A 16,582-nucleotide genomic window follows, 5' to 3' on the forward strand; every position below is an offset into this window, starting at 1 on the left:
GACAAACGTTTATATATTCAAATCCTTATAGTTTTTTTAAGGACTTCGGCATATATTAATTTGAAAATGTACTAGTGGTACAAAACACGTCATTCATGAAGTCTGCTAAGATGCTAAAAAACTTTTTGAATGTAATAGAATTAGGAAAAATTTCACATGAGTAAAGCCTTACCCATTGCTGTAGCTGTTATTCTAGGCGGTGCTGCACTTGTTCCCGTTTATTATGCATCTCAACACCCAGCTTCAGCCGAAGCCCAAGTTTCAAAAAATGCATCTGCCGTAGAAAAAATTAGCTATGCATTGGGTTATGAGGTTGCTCATCAAACTCCACCAGAACTCGATATTAACAGTTTTGTAACCGGTGTCCGTGCCGGTCATGCCCGTAGCCAACCCGCCTATAGCGAAGAAGAATTAAAACAAGCTTATGAGCAGTTCCAACAAGAAATGCAGCAAAAACAGGCCAATGATGCGAAGCAAGCACAAACAACCAGTGACAGCTTCTTAACTGAAAATGCGAAAAAACCTGGGGTGAAAACCACAGCGTCAGGCTTACAGTACAAAATTACGCAAGAAGGCACAGGCAAGCAACCCACTGCCAGCTCTGTCGTGACCGTGCATTACAAAGGCCAACTGGTCGATGGTAAAGTCTTTGATAGTTCACTTGAACGTGGCGAGCCAATTGAGTTCCCATTAAATCAAGTAATTCCAGGTTGGACTGAAGGTCTACAACTCATGAAAGAAGGTGGGAAAGCGACGCTATACATCCCTTCTAATTTAGGCTATGGTCCACAAGGTGTACCCGGCATGATCCCAGCCAACAGCACGCTTATTTTTGATGTTGAACTGATCAAAGTAAAATAAGACAAGTCAATCAAAGGAGAGCTTTTGCTCTCCTCTTTTTATTGAGAATACGATATGAAAATTCAAACAACATTACTCTGTGGCTTGTTACTTTCTACACCTGTTTTTGCTGCACCGATTAATAATAAAAGCAGCATCAACCAACAAGTCGGTTATAGCTTTGGCTACCTCATGGGTCGGAGCAATGCCGAGTCAATTCAAGATTTAGATCTCGATGCTTTTGTGCAAGGGTTACGTGAAGCATCTAAAGGCCAAGCTGCGTCATTAAGCGATGAAGAAATGGCGCATGTACTCACCCAATATAAACGCCAAGCCGAGGCAAAACAGTTATTAGAAGTTAAGCAACTGGCTGATAAAAATGCCAAAATTGGTGCAGCCTTTTTAGCTGAAAATGCGAAAAAACCCGAGGTAAAAACCACGGCTTCAGGCCTGCAATATATGGTTTTACAACAAGGCCAAGGCAAGTCACCTAAGGCCAACAGTAAAGTCAAAGTCCATTATGAAGGGCGTTTGATTGATCAGACCGTTTTTGACAGCTCGATTGCACGTCAACAGTCTGCGGAGTTTCAAGTCAGCCAAGTGATTCAAGGTTGGACTGAAGGCTTACAGCTAATGAAAGAAGGCGCAAAATATCGCTTCTTTATTCCCGCTAAACTGGGCTATGGCCAAATTGGTTCAGGCGATGTGATTGAACCGAATAGCACCTTGATTTTTGATGTGGAACTGATTGAAGTGTTGCCAAAATAAGGTAGCAATGCAAAGGTAATGCTATATACAAAATAAAAAGCCTGATCTTCGTGATCAGGCTTTTTATTAATTTCAATATATTCTTCAATCAAGCCATGCTTTGTTAAGCTACGCGCTTTGCTTGCAATATAAAATAAAGTACTGCTTTGTTTTATGCCTCATGTTTGAGGTGACGTGGTCTAAACCCGGTAAAGAGCAAACCAACCGCATAAGCCACAACGCCGACCACGCACAGCCCGATCACTTCGGCAACGCGAATCCACTGTGACACGTCACCATTATACCAAGTCAATGCATACCACAAAGCTACAATCATCACGGCGTTAGAAATACCAAACTGGATAAACAGTTTTTTCCAGTGTGCGCCAAAACGGAAAATATCGCGCTTATGTAGATAGAAATACAACATCCCCGCATTCACCAGAGCAGAGCCCGAAGAAGCTAAAGCTAAAGCCATATGCTCTGCCTGCCAGTCAATCAATTTAAAGAAGCCAATAAACACCACGTTTAAAATCGCATTTGCGGCAACGGCCATTAAACCGACACGGACTGGTGTTTTGGTGTCTTGCTGCGCATAAAATCCGGGTGCAAAGACTTTAATCAACATAAATGAAATCACCCCAGCACTCATACATTGCAGAGCCAAAGCCGTCATTTGCGTATCTTCAATGGTGAATTGACCACGTTGGAACAGGGCCTGAATAATGGGGGTCGATAACATAAACAACGCGATACTAGCCGGTACCCCCACCAAAACAATGACCTTCGCAGCCCAATCCATCATGCCACGAAACTTCGACATATCTTGCTCTGCATGACGGGTCGACAATGCGGGTAAAATCACCGTACCAATCGCTACCCCAATCAAGCCCAAAGGTAATTCAGTCATACGTTCCGCACTGTACAACCATGACACTGAACCGTCTTGCATAAACGAAGCCCAAATGGTGTTCAGGAGTAAGTTGATTTGCGTGACAGAAACACCAAATAGCGCAGGCAGCATCAATTTCATGATGCGATCCACCCCTTCATGTTTAAAATCAACTTTCGGCGGAATCAGTAACTTTTTATGCCAAAGTTCAGGAATTTGGATCGCCAGTTGCAATACACCCGCAGCAATCACCGCCCAACCGAGTGCCATAATCGGTTCTGCCATATACGGCGTCAGCCACCATGCCCCCGCAATCATCGCAACATTCAGCAATACTGGTGAAAAGGCGGGCGAAGCAAAGGAACCATAACTATTTAAAATACTGCTGGCAAATGCCGTCAACGACATAAACAATAAATAAGGAATGGTGAGGCGGAACATTGAAACCGCGAGGTCGAACTTCTCTGGATCGGCATGGAAACCTGGTGCGTATATATATAGCACCGCTGGAGCTGCAACCATGGCAATGAAGGTTAAAGCCGTCATAACCGTCATTAAACAACCAAAGACACGGCTAATCAGAATCTGAACTTCCGCATGGGTACGCCCAGTTTTATATTCGGTCAGTACTGGAATAAACGCCTGTGAGAATGCTCCCTCAGCAAATAGCCGACGGAAGAAGTTCGGGATACGAAAGGCCACCACAAAGGTATCGAAATCTTTCCCCGCACCAAAGACATTCAGTAAGACAATGTCTCGTACCAAACCCAAGACCCGAGAAAGCATGGTCATTGCACTTACAATTACGGTTGACCGCCACAGCGCCATCGTATCCACCTAGTTTTTCATTTGCCGCTATTGTAATGAAACTTCAGCGAATATTTGATTGTTTAATGTTGTTGTCGACTCTCAATTCATTGACTTTTTAACTGCTGCAAACGATTTCGATAGTCTAACCAATCAAAAAATGGGCCTGGATCGGTCTTACGTCCTGGCGCAATATCGGAATGTCCCGCTAAATGCTGTTGAATTTGAGGATAGGCCTGTTGTAAACAGGCCGTCACGTGTACCAATGTTTCATATTGAGCATCTTCAAAAGGCAAGTCATCACTGCCCTCAAGCTCAATGCCAATCGAATAATCATTGCACTCTTTCTTGGCCAGATAGCTTGAGCGTCCTGCATGCCATGCACGGTCGTTAAAATTGACAAATTGTAAGACTTCGCCACTTCTTAAAATCAGTAAATGCGCTGAGACTTGCATGCCTTGAATAGTTTGAAAATATGGATGTACTGACCAATCCAATTGATTTTGAAAAAATTGTTCAATATAGCCGCCGCCAAACTGGGAGGGAGGCAAGCTGATATTATGGATGACAATCAGTTGAATCTCAGTATCAGCAGGACGTGCGTTAAAATTAGGCGTTGGAATTTGTCTTGCTCCCAGCAGTTGCCCTGCTTGCACTTGAAACGACGGAATGACCTGCATATTTTTTATTCCTCAACCCATTGCGCCCTTTGGGCAATCTTTTTTAATGTCTCTCATGCTAAATCTTTCCCCGTCATTTCTCAAATTGGTCAGCGTTTGATTTTGAAATTTTCACGCCTTTTTCAGGAAAAATGCTAATATATTGCGCAATTTTCATGGCTTCTATAAAGATACGGACAATCGGATGAGCATATCGCAGCAACTGCTTGAACAATCTATTCAACTGAATATTCAACAAGCATTACAAGAAGACATCGGTGCTGGTGACATTACGGCGCTTTTGACGCCTGAAGATGAACAAGCGACTGCGACCATTATTAGCCGTGAAGACATGATTCTTGCAGGTCAACCTTGGGTTAATGCATTAATTGCAGCTTTTGATCCAAGTGTTGAAATCACGTGGCTAAAAAATGATGGCGATCTGGTTCGTGCCAATGAAACCATTTTTAAACTGGCCGGTTCAGCACGCAGCTTACTTACGGTTGAACGCCCTGCACTCAACTTTGTACAAACACTATCTGCTGTAGCAACCAAAACGGCGGAATATGTCAAACAACTGGATGGCTTAAACACCAAGTTGCTGGATACTCGTAAAACCCTACCAGGTCTGCGTATTGCCCAAAAATATGCTGTCGCAGTCGGCGGTGGTCAAAATCATCGTTTAGGTCTATTCGATGCTTTTTTAATCAAAGAAAATCATATCATGGCAGCGGGTGGCATTGCTCAAGCCATTGCCAAAGCGCATCATATTGCTCCAGACAAACCTGTCGAAGTCGAAGTTGAAACTTGGGCTGAATTAGACCAAGCATTGGAAGCCCAAGCCGATATCGTGATGTTAGATAACTTTAGCCAGCAACAAATGATTGATGCGGTCAAGCATGTTGCAGGGCGTTGTAAATTGGAAGCGTCAGGGAATATCACCATTGCCAATTTACGTGAAGTCGCAAGCACAGGCGTGGATTATATTTCGATGGGTGTATTGACCAAAGATGTCAAAGCAGTCGACCTTTCTATGCGTTTTAATGCTTAATTCTAATAGTTCGCATTCAATCCACACCCAATAAAAAACGCACTCTCAAGTGCGTTTTTTATTGGGTTAAAACTTACCAGCCCAGTGCTTGCTGCTGTTTTTTCACCAATTCTTGAATGCCCTTTTCCGCCATTTCTAACATGGCATTGCACTGTACACGGGTAAAGGGTTTATCTTCTGCCGTGCCTTGAATTTCAATAAACTCGCCAGCTTGGGTCATGACCACGTTTAAATCCGTTTGGCAGTTTGAGTCTTCTTCATAGCACAAGTCTAAAAGCACTTCGTCTTGGAAAATACCGACTGAAATGGCAGCCACTAAGCCTTTTAATGGATCTTGCTTAATTTTCTTTTTCTCAAGCAACGTGTTCATCGCATCAATGAGAGCCACGGCAGCACCGGTGATCGCAGCAGTACGTGTACCGCCATCTGCCTGAATCACATCACAGTCGATGGTAATGGTGTTTTCACCGAGTTTTTTTAAATCCACCATGGCGCGTAGACTACGGCCAATCAAACGTTGAATTTCTTGAGTACGACCACTTTGCTTACCACGCGCAGCCTCACGGTCACTACGGGTATGCGTCGAACGTGGCAACATGCCATATTCAGCGGTTACCCAGCCTTGACCCTTGCCTTTTAAAAAGCGTGGTACTGAGTTATCAATACTTGCCGTACAAAGAACTTTGGTATGACCAAACTCAACCAATACCGAACCTTCCGCATAACGTGTGTAGTTACGAGTAATGGTGACATCACGTAATTGATCTAATGTTCGTTGGTCGATACGCATAATACGCCCTTCATCTGACTAAATAGGTTGGCGCATAGTATAGCAGAAGCAGACCCAAAGCATTTGTCTGACTGCATTGCATTTGTAATTGATCGCCTGCTTCCCTATCCATCCATATTCTTTGTTAAACTGAAGCTTAAAAGAGGCTGAGGCAATCATCTATGTCGATTCGGGAAGAACGTAAACAACAAAGCCGCCAAGCTTTGCTGAATGCTGCATTACAACTCAGCACCTCTGGACGTTCCTTTGCTCGCATTAGTCTCCGTGAAGTCACTCGCCAAGTGGGTTTAGTACCGACCGCGTTTTATCGCCACTTTAATGATTTGGATGAGTTAGGACTTGAACTGGTCGACCAAGCTGCGCTCCACATCAAAAGTATGTTAACCCAATTGGGACAAAGCTATGTTTATGGTCCACATGCCACGATTGAGCATAGTCTAGACCTATTTTTTCATGCTGTAGAGCAACATCCTGAACAATGGATTTTCTTGATTGGAGAACGCTGGGGTGGGTCAGCCTTGATCCGTGCAGCCGTTGAGCGAGAAATTGCCTTTTTAATCGATGACTTCGCCCATGAATTAACCCGTATTGAAAGCATGCAACATATTCATGACAGCGAAGACCTCAAAGTATTGGCCAATATTTTAATGGATGCCTCTTTTAACTGGGCCATGCGCTGGATTGGTTTGAGTCGAGATGTGGCTCCCGATAAACTCCAACAGCAGCAGGCTGAATTTAAACTACAAACCATCGTGCAGATTCAACTCATGTTCCGTGGAATCTCCAATTGGCAACGACCATCTGCTCAAACCAAACACGCCAATCCGACTTTGCATTAAGCCGTTCGCAGACGCAATTTTGGTGTATTACAAAATTTTTAATGCACTTTACTCAAACTTGGATGCTTTTTCACTATCATAGAGCCAGTTTTTTCATCTGTAGCTCCTATGCGTTTTTTTCTTTTTTTAGCGGCGAGTGTCTGTATTGCCTTGGCATGGCTATTGCCCATTCATTATCGCCCTTGGGTCACCTATACAGGTGAATTGTTTGCATTTTTATCATTATTTGCACTCTCTGCCTTATTTTTAAAAGAAAAACTCTTGCTCCCGAAAGTGAGTCTGCCACTATTGCTATTGAGTCTGGTGCCCTTCATTCAGTACGGTTTTGGCGAGCTGTTCTTTTTCAGCAAAGCACTGATGTGTGGCTTATATATCTTTGCATTTTGGCTGAGTATGGTTTTAGGTTTTAACCTGAGCCAAAAACCCTTGGAACGTGAGCAATTATTTAGTGGTCTGTGTACTGTATTTTGGTCGGTCGGTCTGGTAACAGCGCTCATCGCCGCTTGCCAATGGCTCAATATTGAACAGTACATTCCCGGCATGACCACTTTAAAAGGCGATCGTCCTTATGCCAACTTTGCTCAGCCGAACAATATGGCGAGCTTTCTGATTCTATCCTTACTCGGCACACTCTACCTATTTGAAAAGAAAAAACTTAACTCGATTCTGCTGTGCGCAAGTGCTGTATTGATGTTATTTGCGGTAGCCCTGAGTCAGTCCCGCACATCATGGGTCGCAAGTATCTGTGTACTTCTGTATTTGCTCTATCAACAGTACAAAGGTGTGGTTCAACTTAAGTGGTATAGTGCCCTTGCATGGTTTGCGTTGTTCATTGCATTCACTGCGTTTATTCCACAGCTCAATCACCTTTTGGCTCAACTGTCTAATGTCGAAGTGACCCAAACCCGGGATGCTGTTGCGCGTGCAACGGGCGATATGTCGCGTCTTGCCATTTGGCAACAGATGCTCCATGCCATTGCTGAGCGACCTTGGTTTGGCTATGGTTGGCATCAAACCAGTGTGGCTTACACCCTAATCAGTGATCAGTTCCAAGGCCCCGTTTGGGTGAAAAGTGCGCACAACTTTATTATCGACTTTATGTTGTGGAATGGATTGGTGATTGCGATTCCATTTTTTGCCTATCTCAGCTATTGGGGCTATCAACTGCAAAAGCATGCGACATCACTCGAATCTGTGATTGGCCTCCTGATGGTCGGCGCTTTACTGATTCACGGAATGCTCGAATTTCCGTTGTTCTACGCTTATTTCTTGCTACCACTCGGATTGATTCTAGGCATTATTCAATCTCAGCAAAAAGTGAAAACGTGGACTTTACCGAGCTTTGCCATGCCGATCACATTTACTGTCTGTGTGGTCTTGGTCGCACTGATTATTCGTGACTATGAGTTGATGGTACCAAAGCTGAATCAAGCTTCTCGTTATGAACAAACCCCTGAAAAGTTCACCAATCAAGATCACATTTTACTGCTGTCGGAGTTTAACCGCCGCATTGAATGGATTCAGTTGAATCCATACAGCAAAGTCAGCCCTGAGCAAATTCGTGACTATGAGGAAATGGTGCTGAACTACCCGATTCCCTATGATTTGACCAAATTTGCCAAACTCTTGGCCTTTAACGGCTATGAAGCCGAAGCCCGTCATCAACTGTGGCGCTTAAAAACCTTAAGAAAAATTGAGCTACGTTATGAGGATTTATTGCAGCCAGCATCAGCCGTGCAATAAACATCCTTAACCCATAAAAAAGCCTGCATCAGCAGGCTTTTTAACTGAATAAGGACTTAAAACAGATTCAGCTTATTTTGCAGCACGTTCTTTTTCAATCAAGTAATCCACGACTTGAGTCACTTTAGCATCTTCACCTTGCACAATATATTTACCATTCACCGTCACCGCAGGAACGCCACTGAGTTGATAGCGCTTGGCTAAGTCTTGTGCTTGGGCAATTTTTGAAGTAATGGCAAATGATTTATAAGTACTGTTAAATTTCGCTTCTGGAATACCAAACTGAGTATAGAACTTGGCTAAAGCAGGTTGCTCTAGAATCGGTTGATTTTGATCATGAATGGCATGGAATAACGTCAAGTGGGTCTTTTTACGTACACCCAAGGCCTCAGACACATAATAAGCTCGCGCCGCTTGTTCCCACACTGGATTCATGGCTGCTGGCGTACGCACAAAACGTACATCTTTCGGTAGTTTTTTCAACCAAGTCTGCATATGGGGTTCAAGTTTAAAACAGTGACCACAGCCATACCAAAAGAATTCGCGGACTTCAATTTTTCCTGGCACTTCCACCTGTACAGGTGTTGGTACGACGATATAGTCCTGACCTGCCACAAAATTTGCAGCCAATGCGCTACCAGAAATAGCGAAAACAGCGGTTGCTAATCCACTCAAAAGGAGTTTTTTCATTGAACTTATTGTCCTCAAAATCATTATGATAAGTTTATGCAAATACTATAAATCAAATATGCCAAATTCGTTTTCATTCTGTGAACTTTTTTCAGGCTTTTATCGCTTTTTCTAGAATAAACGCTACACTAAGCCCTATTGAACGTTTTAAATATCATGACTTAAATTGAGGTGCCGACGATGTCGCAACTGAATGTTGATCCACAAGAAATTGCCAAATTTGAAGCATTTGCTGCCATATGGTGGGATCAGCACTCGGAGTTCCGCCCTTTACATATGATCAACCCACTACGCTTAAACTGGATTGATGAACATGCAGGTGGACTCAATGGGAAAAAAGTTCTTGATGTCGGCTGTGGTGGCGGAATTTTAGCTGAAAGTATGGCACGTCGTGGTGCAGATGTGCTCGGCATTGATATGGGCGAAGCCCCCCTGAATGTGGCACGTTTACATGCAGAACAAGAAGGTGTTGAGCATATCGAATATCGCCAAATTCCAGTGGAGCAGCTCGCAGAAGAACAAGCGGGACAATACGATATTGTGACCTGCATGGAAATGTTGGAACACGTACCTAATCCAGCCTCAATCATTGAAGCCTGCCATAAACTGGTGAAACCAGACGGTCATGTATTCTTCTCTACCATTAACCGCAATCCCAAAGCCTACCTGTTTGCCATTATTGGCGCTGAATATGTACTGCGCATGTTAGCCAAAGGCACCCACGATTATCAAAAATTCATTAAGCCTTCTGAACTGGCACATGATATTCGCGGTGCAGGGCTCAAACTGAAAGACATGACGGGTTTACATTACAATCCATTGACCAAACGCTATTGGTTAGCGCCGAATGTCGATGTCAATTACATGGTCTATACCGTCAAAGAAGGTGCTGCATGAAAGCCGTCTTATTTGACCTTGACGGCACACTGATCGACACTGCCGCCGACTTTATTCGCATTATTCAAGACATGTGCCGTGAAAAAGGCGTTGCTGTGGTCGACGCAGACCTGATCCGTAGCCAAGTCTCTGAAGGTGCACGGGCGATGGTGAAATTGGTTTATCCAGAACTTGCCGTCGAAGACCCAATTTTTCTGGCACATCGTCAGCGTTTTTTAGATACCTACGGTGCCGATATTGCAGTAGATACTGACCTGTTTTCGGGCATGTATCCGCTTATTGAAAAACTTGAAAACCAAGAGGTTCCTTGGGGCATTGTCACCAATAAACCACGCTGGCTTAGTGAAGCATTATTAAATGCGTTGGATTTGACAGAACGCTGTGCAGTTTTGGTCTGCCCAGAAGATGTCTCTCAGACTAAGCCTGATCCTGAGCCGATGTATTTGGCTGCCAAGCACATCGCGATTGCGCCTGAAGACTGTATCTATGTCGGCGATCATCCACGTGACATCGATGCGGGTCGTAACGCACAAATGTATACCATTTTGGCGGCTTATGGTTATTTACCATTCGCGCACAAAGATGACTTAACAGCGTGGCAAGCAGATTGTATAGTGAAGACTGTGGCTGAATTGGACGATGTTATTCAGTCTCTTGTGAGTCAAACTACACCATCCAACTCACTGACTTGATCACAATTAAAAAATCAAAATAACGAGGAGGTAATGATGAAATATTCAGAATATCAACCTCGCCCCGATCTGCTCAAAGATCGCATCATCTTAATTACAGGTGCGGGCGATGGTATTGGTCGTGCTGCTGCATTAAGTTATGCCCTACACGGCGCAACTGTGGTGCTGCATGGACGTACCTTAAATAAGCTCGAAGTCATTTATGATGAAATTGAAGGCTTAGGTGCGCCGCAACCTGCAATTTTACCCTTGCAGCTGTCGAGCGCCTCTCCTCGTGATTATGAATTACTGGTCGACACCTTAGAGCGTCAGTTTGGGCGCCTAGATGGCATTTTGCATAATGCGGGCATTTTCGGTGAGCGCACCGAACTGGAAAATTATCCTGTCGATGTCTGGGATGATGTCATGGCCGTCAACTTGCGTGCGCCATTCGTTATGACTCAAGAGCTAATGCCACTTCTAAAAAAATCTGAGCATGCTTCCGTGGTTTTTGCCAGCTCAGGTGTCGGGCGTGAAACGCGTGAACGTTGGGGCGCATATTCGGTATCTAAGATCGCGATTGAAGCTGTCAGCCAACTGTTTGCTAAAGAAAATACCTCACCGAATATCCGCTTTAACTGTATCAATCCGGGGGCGACCCGCACTGCAATGCGTGCAAAAGCCTATCCCGATGAAGATCCAAAAACATTGCCAACGCCTGAAAATATCATGCCTGCCTATCTGTACTTGATGGGTGATGACAGTTTGCATATGAATGGTCAAAGTATTGATGCACAAGACTAAAATCATTCACTCAAAAGGAAGCTTCAGCTTCCTTTTTTTATGCGTTAAACTGAAGCTTAGTCAGCTGCAACATGATCTCAAGTTCAGGAAGAGGTTGTCTTTTTTCAATTTTTGCGGATACTGATGTCCATCTCTATTTTTGAAGCATATGCCATGACAGACTTGAGCAACATCACTGTACAACCCACTGAAGATGGTATGGTTAGCCTGTTGATTGACCAACAGCCGATTTCAGAAAAATATGGGATGAAGTTTGAAGCCAGTATTGTGGAGGAACTTCAAGCACTGGAAAATGGTGCTACACTGAAACTTTTCGACCAGTTTGTTTTTGCCCATACCGACTTGAACTTTGAACATAGCTATCATTACGTCACGGTCATTGCCAAGAATGATGAACAATACAAAACCAAGAAAAGCTTTGTTTATCGCATCAAAATTGAAGGTCAGCCCGACATTGAGCATGCCATCAGTAAAAATGGTGAACCGATGACCGCAGCAGTTGTCCGTGAATTTATCCAAGCGCATGTGCAGAAGTCATTGAGTGATTATACTGACCTCAACTACGCCTATTAAGCCGAATCAGCCAAGTTGAAAACTCAGCTTGGCAGTGAAGCTCCAAACACTATTGTAACGTTTTATGTGAAAATTTAAAATTTTACAACATTACTAAATAGTAAAGCTTGAAAAAAAGATATAAAAAAAATAAGGTAACTCTTAGCTTTAAGTCTTGAGAATAAAAACGGAATGTTTCTAAAAAAAACACTTGCAATCGCTGTGCTAATGGGTGCAACAACGAGTATCTTTGCTCAAGGTCTAGTTTTAAATGATCAAAATTTAAGAACGGATTTAAACTGGTTAAATCAGCAGGGTGTGATTCAAATTAGCACATCAACATGGCCAATGAGTGGTGATGAAATTCAAAGAACATTGTCTCAGGCTAAAGTAGCGACTCCTGCTCAGCAAAAAGTTATTGAGTCAGTGCGAGCTCATCTCGATCGTGAGAACACGATGTTTAAAGCACGTTTATTTGCTGAGAGTGATCAAAAAGAAATTCCGCAAGCTTTTGGTGATCAAGAAAAAGTACAGTACCAAGCAGGTTTGGAATTTAATGCTGGTGGTGAAAATTGGGATGTTCGACTTAGAGTTAATGGAGAAAAAGACCCTCAAATTGATAATGGCCATGATGTAAATGTTGAAGGTTCATATATTGCAGGAAAATTGTGGAATCAATGGGTAGTTGCAGGTCAGATACCAACATATTGGGGCCCTGGACATGATGGTAGCTTAATTCGTGGCGATGCAAGCCGTCCAGTCTATGGGGTTACGGCTCAGCGTGCAGATCAATCAGCATTTGAAACAAAATGGTTGTCATGGATTGGGCCGTGGCAATATCAAGCATTTGCAGGTCAATTAGATGACTATTCAGCTGTGCCTGATGCGAAACTGCTTGGTTTTCGTCTGACAGCTCAGCCTTTACCGTATTTGGAGTTAGGTGCATCACGTAGTATCCAATGGGGCGGTGATGGGCGTTCTGAAAGCTGGGATTCACTGTGGGATGCAATCAGCGGCAATGATAATGTCTATGGTGATGATGAAAATCCATCAAATCAGATCGCAGGTTTTGATGCACGTTTAAACCTACAAACTTTGCTTGAAGTACCAATGGGCATTTACGCCCAATATGTAGGTGAAGACGAGGCGGGTCTATTGCCGTCTAAAAAAATGTATCTTGCGGGTGTAGATTATTCTTCTGCATTTAAAAATATGCCATATCAACTTTATACAGAATGGGCTGATACACGAACCAATCGTGATGCTCAGGGTATTTCATATAACCATAGCGTATATACAGACGGTTTTTATCAACATGGTTTCCCATTGGGGCATGCTATGGGTGGTGATGGTGAGATGATTTCTGTAGGTGGTGATATTCGATTCGATACAATGAACCGTCTAAATGGTCGATTATTATTTGCAAAGATTAATCAATCTGGCCGTATTACCAATGCAGCCTTTCCTGAAACAGATGATATTAAAGCTATCGATTTAACTTGGTCACATTACTTAAGACCATTTGTACCAATCAAAATTAATGGTTGGTTCAGTGATTCTGATTTACATGGTAATGATGCTGGTGCATCGATTGGTATCGAAATACCTTTGGATAAACGTATTTTTCATTACTAATATTTGTTAATAATCAAATTCATACACTCTACAAGTGTGATTGTTAGTTGCAAATTTTCCAAATCCAATAATAATTTTCTGCTCTCTACACTCAGCTTATAGCTTGAATGTAGAGATCTATCATCTAAAGTTTTTATAAAACTCACTACCTATGTTATTTTCTTCACATATATCATCACCTATTATTCAAGAATTAAAAGCATCTCTTTGGACTTTGGCGCAATTGATGATTTAATTCAGGCTTGAAATTGGGCATAATCTTCTTAATATCTCTGCATTTGTTAATAAATACCCAATTCATCTTCACAGTTTCTCTGCATTTTTTTCGTACATTATAGGAAAGAATGAAATTACCTTAATGAGGATTCAACATGAAAAAGATTTTGACAGTATTGGCAATCTCTTTCAGTGCTTTGATGGCAAGCAGTCTCAGTACTGCTGCCCCTCAGTTTGACCACGATCATCCACGCTATGGCAATGAGCCACGCGGACGTGACTTCCGCGATTCAGATGATGACGATCAGCAAGATCGTCGACGTATGCGCGAAGAGCGCGGTGTCAAACGTTTACAACAGCATAAATGGCAACAAGGTTATGTCATGCCACAGCATTATCGTGGTAACGGCTATAAAGTCGAATATAAAGACCATAATCTTCCAAAGCCAAACCGAAACCAGCAGTGGTACAAAATCAACAATGACTACATCTTAGTCGACGCAGACAGCAACAATATTCTGCGCATTATGGGGCTTTAATCTGCGCTTCATCTTGTATAACGCAGCGACATTATTGAAACCTGAATCAACACCCTTTCACTCGCTTTAGCGCGACTATACTCCTCTCAAGAGACCACAGTCAGGCACAGCATGGAAGGCGTTGTTTCAGGTTTTTTTATGTGCCAAAGCCTGGGATCACAAGCATTGCAGAAAAACAACAATCTCCTCAGTCTCTTCATACATTTCACAATTCACCTAAATAGCCCTCACGCTTTCTCTAGAGTTATTCGCTAATTTTGAATGATCGAAACAAGACAAATACTGGATGAAAGCAATGAAAAAAATTCTGACTGCAATCACACTCTCTTTAAGCGCGCTCATGGCTACATCTGCAATGGCAGCACCACAGTACTATGACCGCTCGCATGATCATGACTCCGGTTGGGATCATCGCGATGACCGACGCTGGGACAATGACAACCGCTACCAAAACAAACGTGTTAACCCAAGCCGTGACTGGCGCTCAGGTCAAACTTTGCCACGAGGCTATGACTCATCGCGTTACCATGTCAGTGACCGAGAAGCACGTCGCCTACCCAACACTGGGCGCTACCAACAGTGGTACAAGGTCAATGGTGACTATGTTTTAGTCAATGAACGCAATAACCGTATCCTACGTATTATCGGTTAATTCTGGCTGGTGTCGCAAAACCGATTGAACACCTGAACATTGCTTCAGGTGTTTTTCTATTTAAGACTTCCTCTTCTGCATTTTTTGATTAAAATCATGCTAAGCAGTTCATTTTGAGACAGGCATGCACGCAAATTCCATCGAAACACATCACAGTACAACTTTGCAGTATGTGCATTGGTTTCGACATTCTGCGCCTTATATCAATGCTCACCGCAATAAAACCTTTGTGATTATGTTCGATGGTGAAGCCGTTCAGCATGATAACTTTCAACATATTATTCACGACATTGCCCTGCTGCATTCACTCGGGATTCGCCTGATCTTGGTGCATGGCGCGCGTCCGCAAATCAACCACAACTTAAAACAAAGCCAACTACAAACGCCATTTCATCAACATCGCCGCGTGACCACGCGAGAATCCCTAAGTTGCGTGATGAACGCGGTAGGCTCAATTCGTTTGCAAATTGAAGCCTTACTGTCGATGGGGTTGGCCAACTCACCGATGTATGGTGCACGCATTGATGTAGTTTCAGGGAATTTTGTTACAGCCAAGCCCTATGGCATTCGCGATGGGGTCGATTTTCAGTTAACCGGCGAAGTTCGTACGGTCGATACCGATGCCATTCAACGCCATTTGGATAATCACAATATTGTGCTGCTCGGGCCAACTGGCTATTCCACCACAGGCGAAGTATTCAATCTGCTGGCTGAAGAAGTGGCGACCCGCACAGCGATTCATCTTAAAGCGGATAAACTGATTTTCTTGGGCAAACAACATGGTCTGCTCAATGAACATGGTCAGTTGCAACGCGAAATTTCGCCACACAAGCTCGATGCACAAATTGAGAAATACCAAGATTCGAATCCAGACATTGCCGTGCATTTACGCGGTGCCAAAAAAGCCTCGACGGATGGCGTCCATCGTGTCCATCTGATTTCCTATGCTTATGATGGTGCCTTGGTTGAGGAGCTCTTCACGCGTGATGGTTCCGGCACCATGATTACCGATGCCCATTATGAAGAAGTCCGTATGGCCAACATTAAAGATGTCGGCGGACTGATTAACCTATTACGCCCACTTGAAGAAGAAGGCATTTTGGTTTATCGCTCACGTGAACGTCTTGAAAACGAAATTGGTCAATTTGCGGTAATTGAACGTGATGGCATGATCTTGGCCTGTGCTGCGCTCTATCCACTGCCAGCGGCAGAGGGTGAAATCCGCAGTGCCGAAATTGCCTGTGTCGCAGTCGATCCTGGCTATCGCAAATCTAATCGCGGCAGCCAAATTTTGCATTATCTCGAAAGCAAAGCCCGCAGTATGGGCATTCAACAGTTGTTTGTACTGACCACACGTACTGCACATTGGTTCTTAGAACATGGCTTTGAAACGGCCAATGTCGATGAACTTCCCAATGCACGCCAAGCCTTATACAACTATCAGCGCAACTCACTGGTCTTTAAAAAGCCACTTTAAGTGGCTTTTGCAAAATTATGAATATCTTTATTTCTCATATCCTTATCGAGAAAACACCGCAAAAATCGCTCAAATCTATAT

Annotated in this window: 17 protein-coding genes; 13 read left to right on the plus strand and 4 right to left on the minus strand. The window is 43.4% G+C overall.

Annotated features, from left to right (window positions below; translation table 11 throughout):
• Positions 1-156: 156 nt before the first annotated feature.
• Both bamJ (ACY3FQ_RS15775) and bamJ (ACY3FQ_RS15780) read left to right on the plus strand, forming a co-directional pair.
• Positions 157-861 carry a BamJ family beta-barrel-assembly machinery protein gene (bamJ, locus tag ACY3FQ_RS15775; RefSeq protein WP_058952446.1) on the plus strand — a complete coding sequence of 235 codons (705 nt, stop codon included), beginning with the start codon at positions 157-159 and terminating at the stop codon, positions 859-861.
• 54 nt (positions 862-915) lie between these two features.
• The gene (bamJ, locus tag ACY3FQ_RS15780; RefSeq protein ID WP_489774328.1) at positions 916-1,608 is read left to right on the plus strand and encodes a BamJ family beta-barrel-assembly machinery protein; all 693 of its coding nucleotides are present in this window, start codon (positions 916-918) and stop codon (positions 1,606-1,608) included.
• Positions 1,609-1,759: 151 nt separating this feature from the next.
• Here bamJ (ACY3FQ_RS15780) and murJ read toward each other — a convergent pair whose 3' ends face one another.
• Together murJ and ampD are read right to left on the minus strand one after the other, a co-directional pair.
• Complete coding sequence (gene murJ, locus ACY3FQ_RS15785) at positions 1,760-3,316, minus strand: murein biosynthesis integral membrane protein MurJ (RefSeq protein ID WP_191225548.1); 1,557 nt, start codon at positions 3,314-3,316, stop codon at positions 1,760-1,762.
• Positions 3,317-3,393: 77 nt separating this feature from the next.
• The gene (gene ampD / locus ACY3FQ_RS15790) at positions 3,394-3,966 is read right to left on the minus strand and encodes a 1,6-anhydro-N-acetylmuramyl-L-alanine amidase AmpD (protein WP_489774329.1); all 573 of its coding nucleotides are present in this window, start codon (positions 3,964-3,966) and stop codon (positions 3,394-3,396) included.
• A 184-nt stretch (positions 3,967-4,150) separates the two neighbouring features.
• Here ampD and nadC point away from each other — a divergent pair, with 184 nt between their 5' ends.
• Positions 4,151-4,996: a carboxylating nicotinate-nucleotide diphosphorylase gene (nadC, locus tag ACY3FQ_RS15795; protein ID WP_489774330.1), complete on the plus strand. Its 846-nt coding sequence runs from the start codon at positions 4,151-4,153 to the stop codon at positions 4,994-4,996.
• Between the two features lie 73 nt (positions 4,997-5,069).
• Here the strand turns inward: nadC and rph are convergent, their stop codons facing one another.
• Complete coding sequence (gene rph, locus ACY3FQ_RS15800) at positions 5,070-5,786, minus strand: ribonuclease PH (protein ID WP_004684198.1); 717 nt, start codon at positions 5,784-5,786, stop codon at positions 5,070-5,072.
• A 161-nt stretch (positions 5,787-5,947) separates the two neighbouring features.
• On the opposite strand from rph, the gene ACY3FQ_RS15805 reads away from it, so the two are divergent.
• Together ACY3FQ_RS15805 and ACY3FQ_RS15810 are read left to right on the plus strand one after the other, a co-directional pair.
• On the plus strand, positions 5,948-6,625 hold the full coding sequence (locus ACY3FQ_RS15805) for a TetR family transcriptional regulator (protein WP_078426667.1): 678 nt from the start codon (positions 5,948-5,950) through the stop codon (positions 6,623-6,625).
• 108 nt (positions 6,626-6,733) lie between these two features.
• The gene (locus ACY3FQ_RS15810) at positions 6,734-8,368 is read left to right on the plus strand and encodes an O-antigen ligase family protein (RefSeq protein ID WP_489774332.1); all 1,635 of its coding nucleotides are present in this window, start codon (positions 6,734-6,736) and stop codon (positions 8,366-8,368) included.
• Positions 8,369-8,440: 72 nt separating this feature from the next.
• Here ACY3FQ_RS15810 and ACY3FQ_RS15815 read toward each other — a convergent pair whose 3' ends face one another.
• Positions 8,441-9,058, minus strand: a complete 618-nt coding sequence (locus ACY3FQ_RS15815) for a thiol:disulfide interchange protein DsbA/DsbL (protein WP_004684194.1) — start codon at positions 9,056-9,058, stop codon at positions 8,441-8,443.
• Positions 9,059-9,238: 180 nt separating this feature from the next.
• Between ACY3FQ_RS15815 and ubiG the strand changes: the two genes are divergently transcribed.
• From ubiG to argA, 8 genes are all read left to right on the plus strand, one after another.
• Entirely contained in the window at positions 9,239-9,955 is a 717-nt protein-coding gene (gene ubiG / locus ACY3FQ_RS15820; protein ID WP_489774334.1) for a bifunctional 2-polyprenyl-6-hydroxyphenol methylase/3-demethylubiquinol 3-O-methyltransferase UbiG, read from the plus strand.
• Positions 9,952-10,647, plus strand: coding sequence for an HAD family hydrolase (locus tag ACY3FQ_RS15825; RefSeq protein ID WP_279740830.1), 696 nt, complete (start codon positions 9,952-9,954; stop codon positions 10,645-10,647). The genes ubiG and ACY3FQ_RS15825 overlap by 4 nt, the downstream gene beginning before the upstream one ends.
• Before the next feature lie 36 nt (positions 10,648-10,683).
• Complete coding sequence (locus ACY3FQ_RS15830; RefSeq protein ID WP_489774335.1) at positions 10,684-11,430, plus strand: YciK family oxidoreductase; 747 nt, start codon at positions 10,684-10,686, stop codon at positions 11,428-11,430.
• Between the two features lie 153 nt (positions 11,431-11,583).
• Positions 11,584-12,003 (plus strand): hypothetical protein, encoded by a 420-nt coding sequence (locus tag ACY3FQ_RS15835; RefSeq protein WP_489774438.1) that lies wholly within the window; start codon positions 11,584-11,586, stop codon positions 12,001-12,003.
• Positions 12,004-12,174: 171 nt separating this feature from the next.
• On the plus strand, positions 12,175-13,617 hold the full coding sequence (locus ACY3FQ_RS15840) for a capsule assembly Wzi family protein (RefSeq protein ID WP_270428587.1): 1,443 nt from the start codon (positions 12,175-12,177) through the stop codon (positions 13,615-13,617).
• Positions 13,618-13,988: 371 nt separating this feature from the next.
• Positions 13,989-14,372, plus strand: a complete 384-nt coding sequence (locus tag ACY3FQ_RS15845; RefSeq protein ID WP_004983820.1) for an RcnB family protein — start codon at positions 13,989-13,991, stop codon at positions 14,370-14,372.
• 295 nt (positions 14,373-14,667) lie between these two features.
• On the plus strand, positions 14,668-15,024 hold the full coding sequence (locus ACY3FQ_RS15850) for an RcnB family protein (protein ID WP_489774336.1): 357 nt from the start codon (positions 14,668-14,670) through the stop codon (positions 15,022-15,024).
• A 124-nt stretch (positions 15,025-15,148) separates the two neighbouring features.
• The gene (argA, locus tag ACY3FQ_RS15855) at positions 15,149-16,501 is read left to right on the plus strand and encodes an amino-acid N-acetyltransferase (RefSeq protein WP_489774337.1); all 1,353 of its coding nucleotides are present in this window, start codon (positions 15,149-15,151) and stop codon (positions 16,499-16,501) included.
• Positions 16,502-16,582 lie beyond the last annotated feature (81 nt).

The organism is Acinetobacter sp. AB03 (genome assembly GCF_058107045.1).

What these genes read in the sequence shown, in the direction of transcription:
- ACY3FQ_RS15840 (WP_270428587.1), top strand. Translation starts at nt 12,175, where the DNA reads ATGTTTCTAAAAAAAACACTTGCAATCGCTGTGCTAATGGGTGCAACA.
- ACY3FQ_RS15810 (WP_489774332.1), top strand. Translation starts at nt 6,734, where the DNA reads ATGCGTTTTTTTCTTTTTTTAGCGGCGAGTGTCTGTATTGCCTTGGCA.
- nadC (WP_489774330.1), top strand. Translation starts at nt 4,151, where the DNA reads ATGAGCATATCGCAGCAACTGCTTGAACAATCTATTCAACTGAATATT.
- ACY3FQ_RS15850 (WP_489774336.1), top strand. Translation starts at nt 14,668, where the DNA reads ATGAAAAAAATTCTGACTGCAATCACACTCTCTTTAAGCGCGCTCATG.
- ACY3FQ_RS15830 (WP_489774335.1), top strand. Translation starts at nt 10,684, where the DNA reads ATGAAATATTCAGAATATCAACCTCGCCCCGATCTGCTCAAAGATCGC.
- rph (WP_004684198.1), bottom strand. Translation starts at nt 5,786, where the DNA reads ATGCGTATCGACCAACGAACATTAGATCAATTACGTGATGTCACCATT.
- ACY3FQ_RS15805 (WP_078426667.1), top strand. Translation starts at nt 5,948, where the DNA reads ATGTCGATTCGGGAAGAACGTAAACAACAAAGCCGCCAAGCTTTGCTG.
- ACY3FQ_RS15845 (WP_004983820.1), top strand. Translation starts at nt 13,989, where the DNA reads ATGAAAAAGATTTTGACAGTATTGGCAATCTCTTTCAGTGCTTTGATG.
- ampD (WP_489774329.1), bottom strand. Translation starts at nt 3,966, where the DNA reads ATGCAGGTCATTCCGTCGTTTCAAGTGCAAGCAGGGCAACTGCTGGGA.
- ACY3FQ_RS15825 (WP_279740830.1), top strand. Translation starts at nt 9,952, where the DNA reads ATGAAAGCCGTCTTATTTGACCTTGACGGCACACTGATCGACACTGCC.
- bamJ (WP_489774328.1), top strand. Translation starts at nt 916, where the DNA reads ATGAAAATTCAAACAACATTACTCTGTGGCTTGTTACTTTCTACACCT.
- ubiG (WP_489774334.1), top strand. Translation starts at nt 9,239, where the DNA reads ATGTCGCAACTGAATGTTGATCCACAAGAAATTGCCAAATTTGAAGCA.
- argA (WP_489774337.1), top strand. Translation starts at nt 15,149, where the DNA reads ATGCACGCAAATTCCATCGAAACACATCACAGTACAACTTTGCAGTAT.
- bamJ (WP_058952446.1), top strand. Translation starts at nt 157, where the DNA reads ATGAGTAAAGCCTTACCCATTGCTGTAGCTGTTATTCTAGGCGGTGCT.
- ACY3FQ_RS15835 (WP_489774438.1), top strand. Translation starts at nt 11,584, where the DNA reads ATGACAGACTTGAGCAACATCACTGTACAACCCACTGAAGATGGTATG.
- ACY3FQ_RS15815 (WP_004684194.1), bottom strand. Translation starts at nt 9,058, where the DNA reads ATGAAAAAACTCCTTTTGAGTGGATTAGCAACCGCTGTTTTCGCTATT.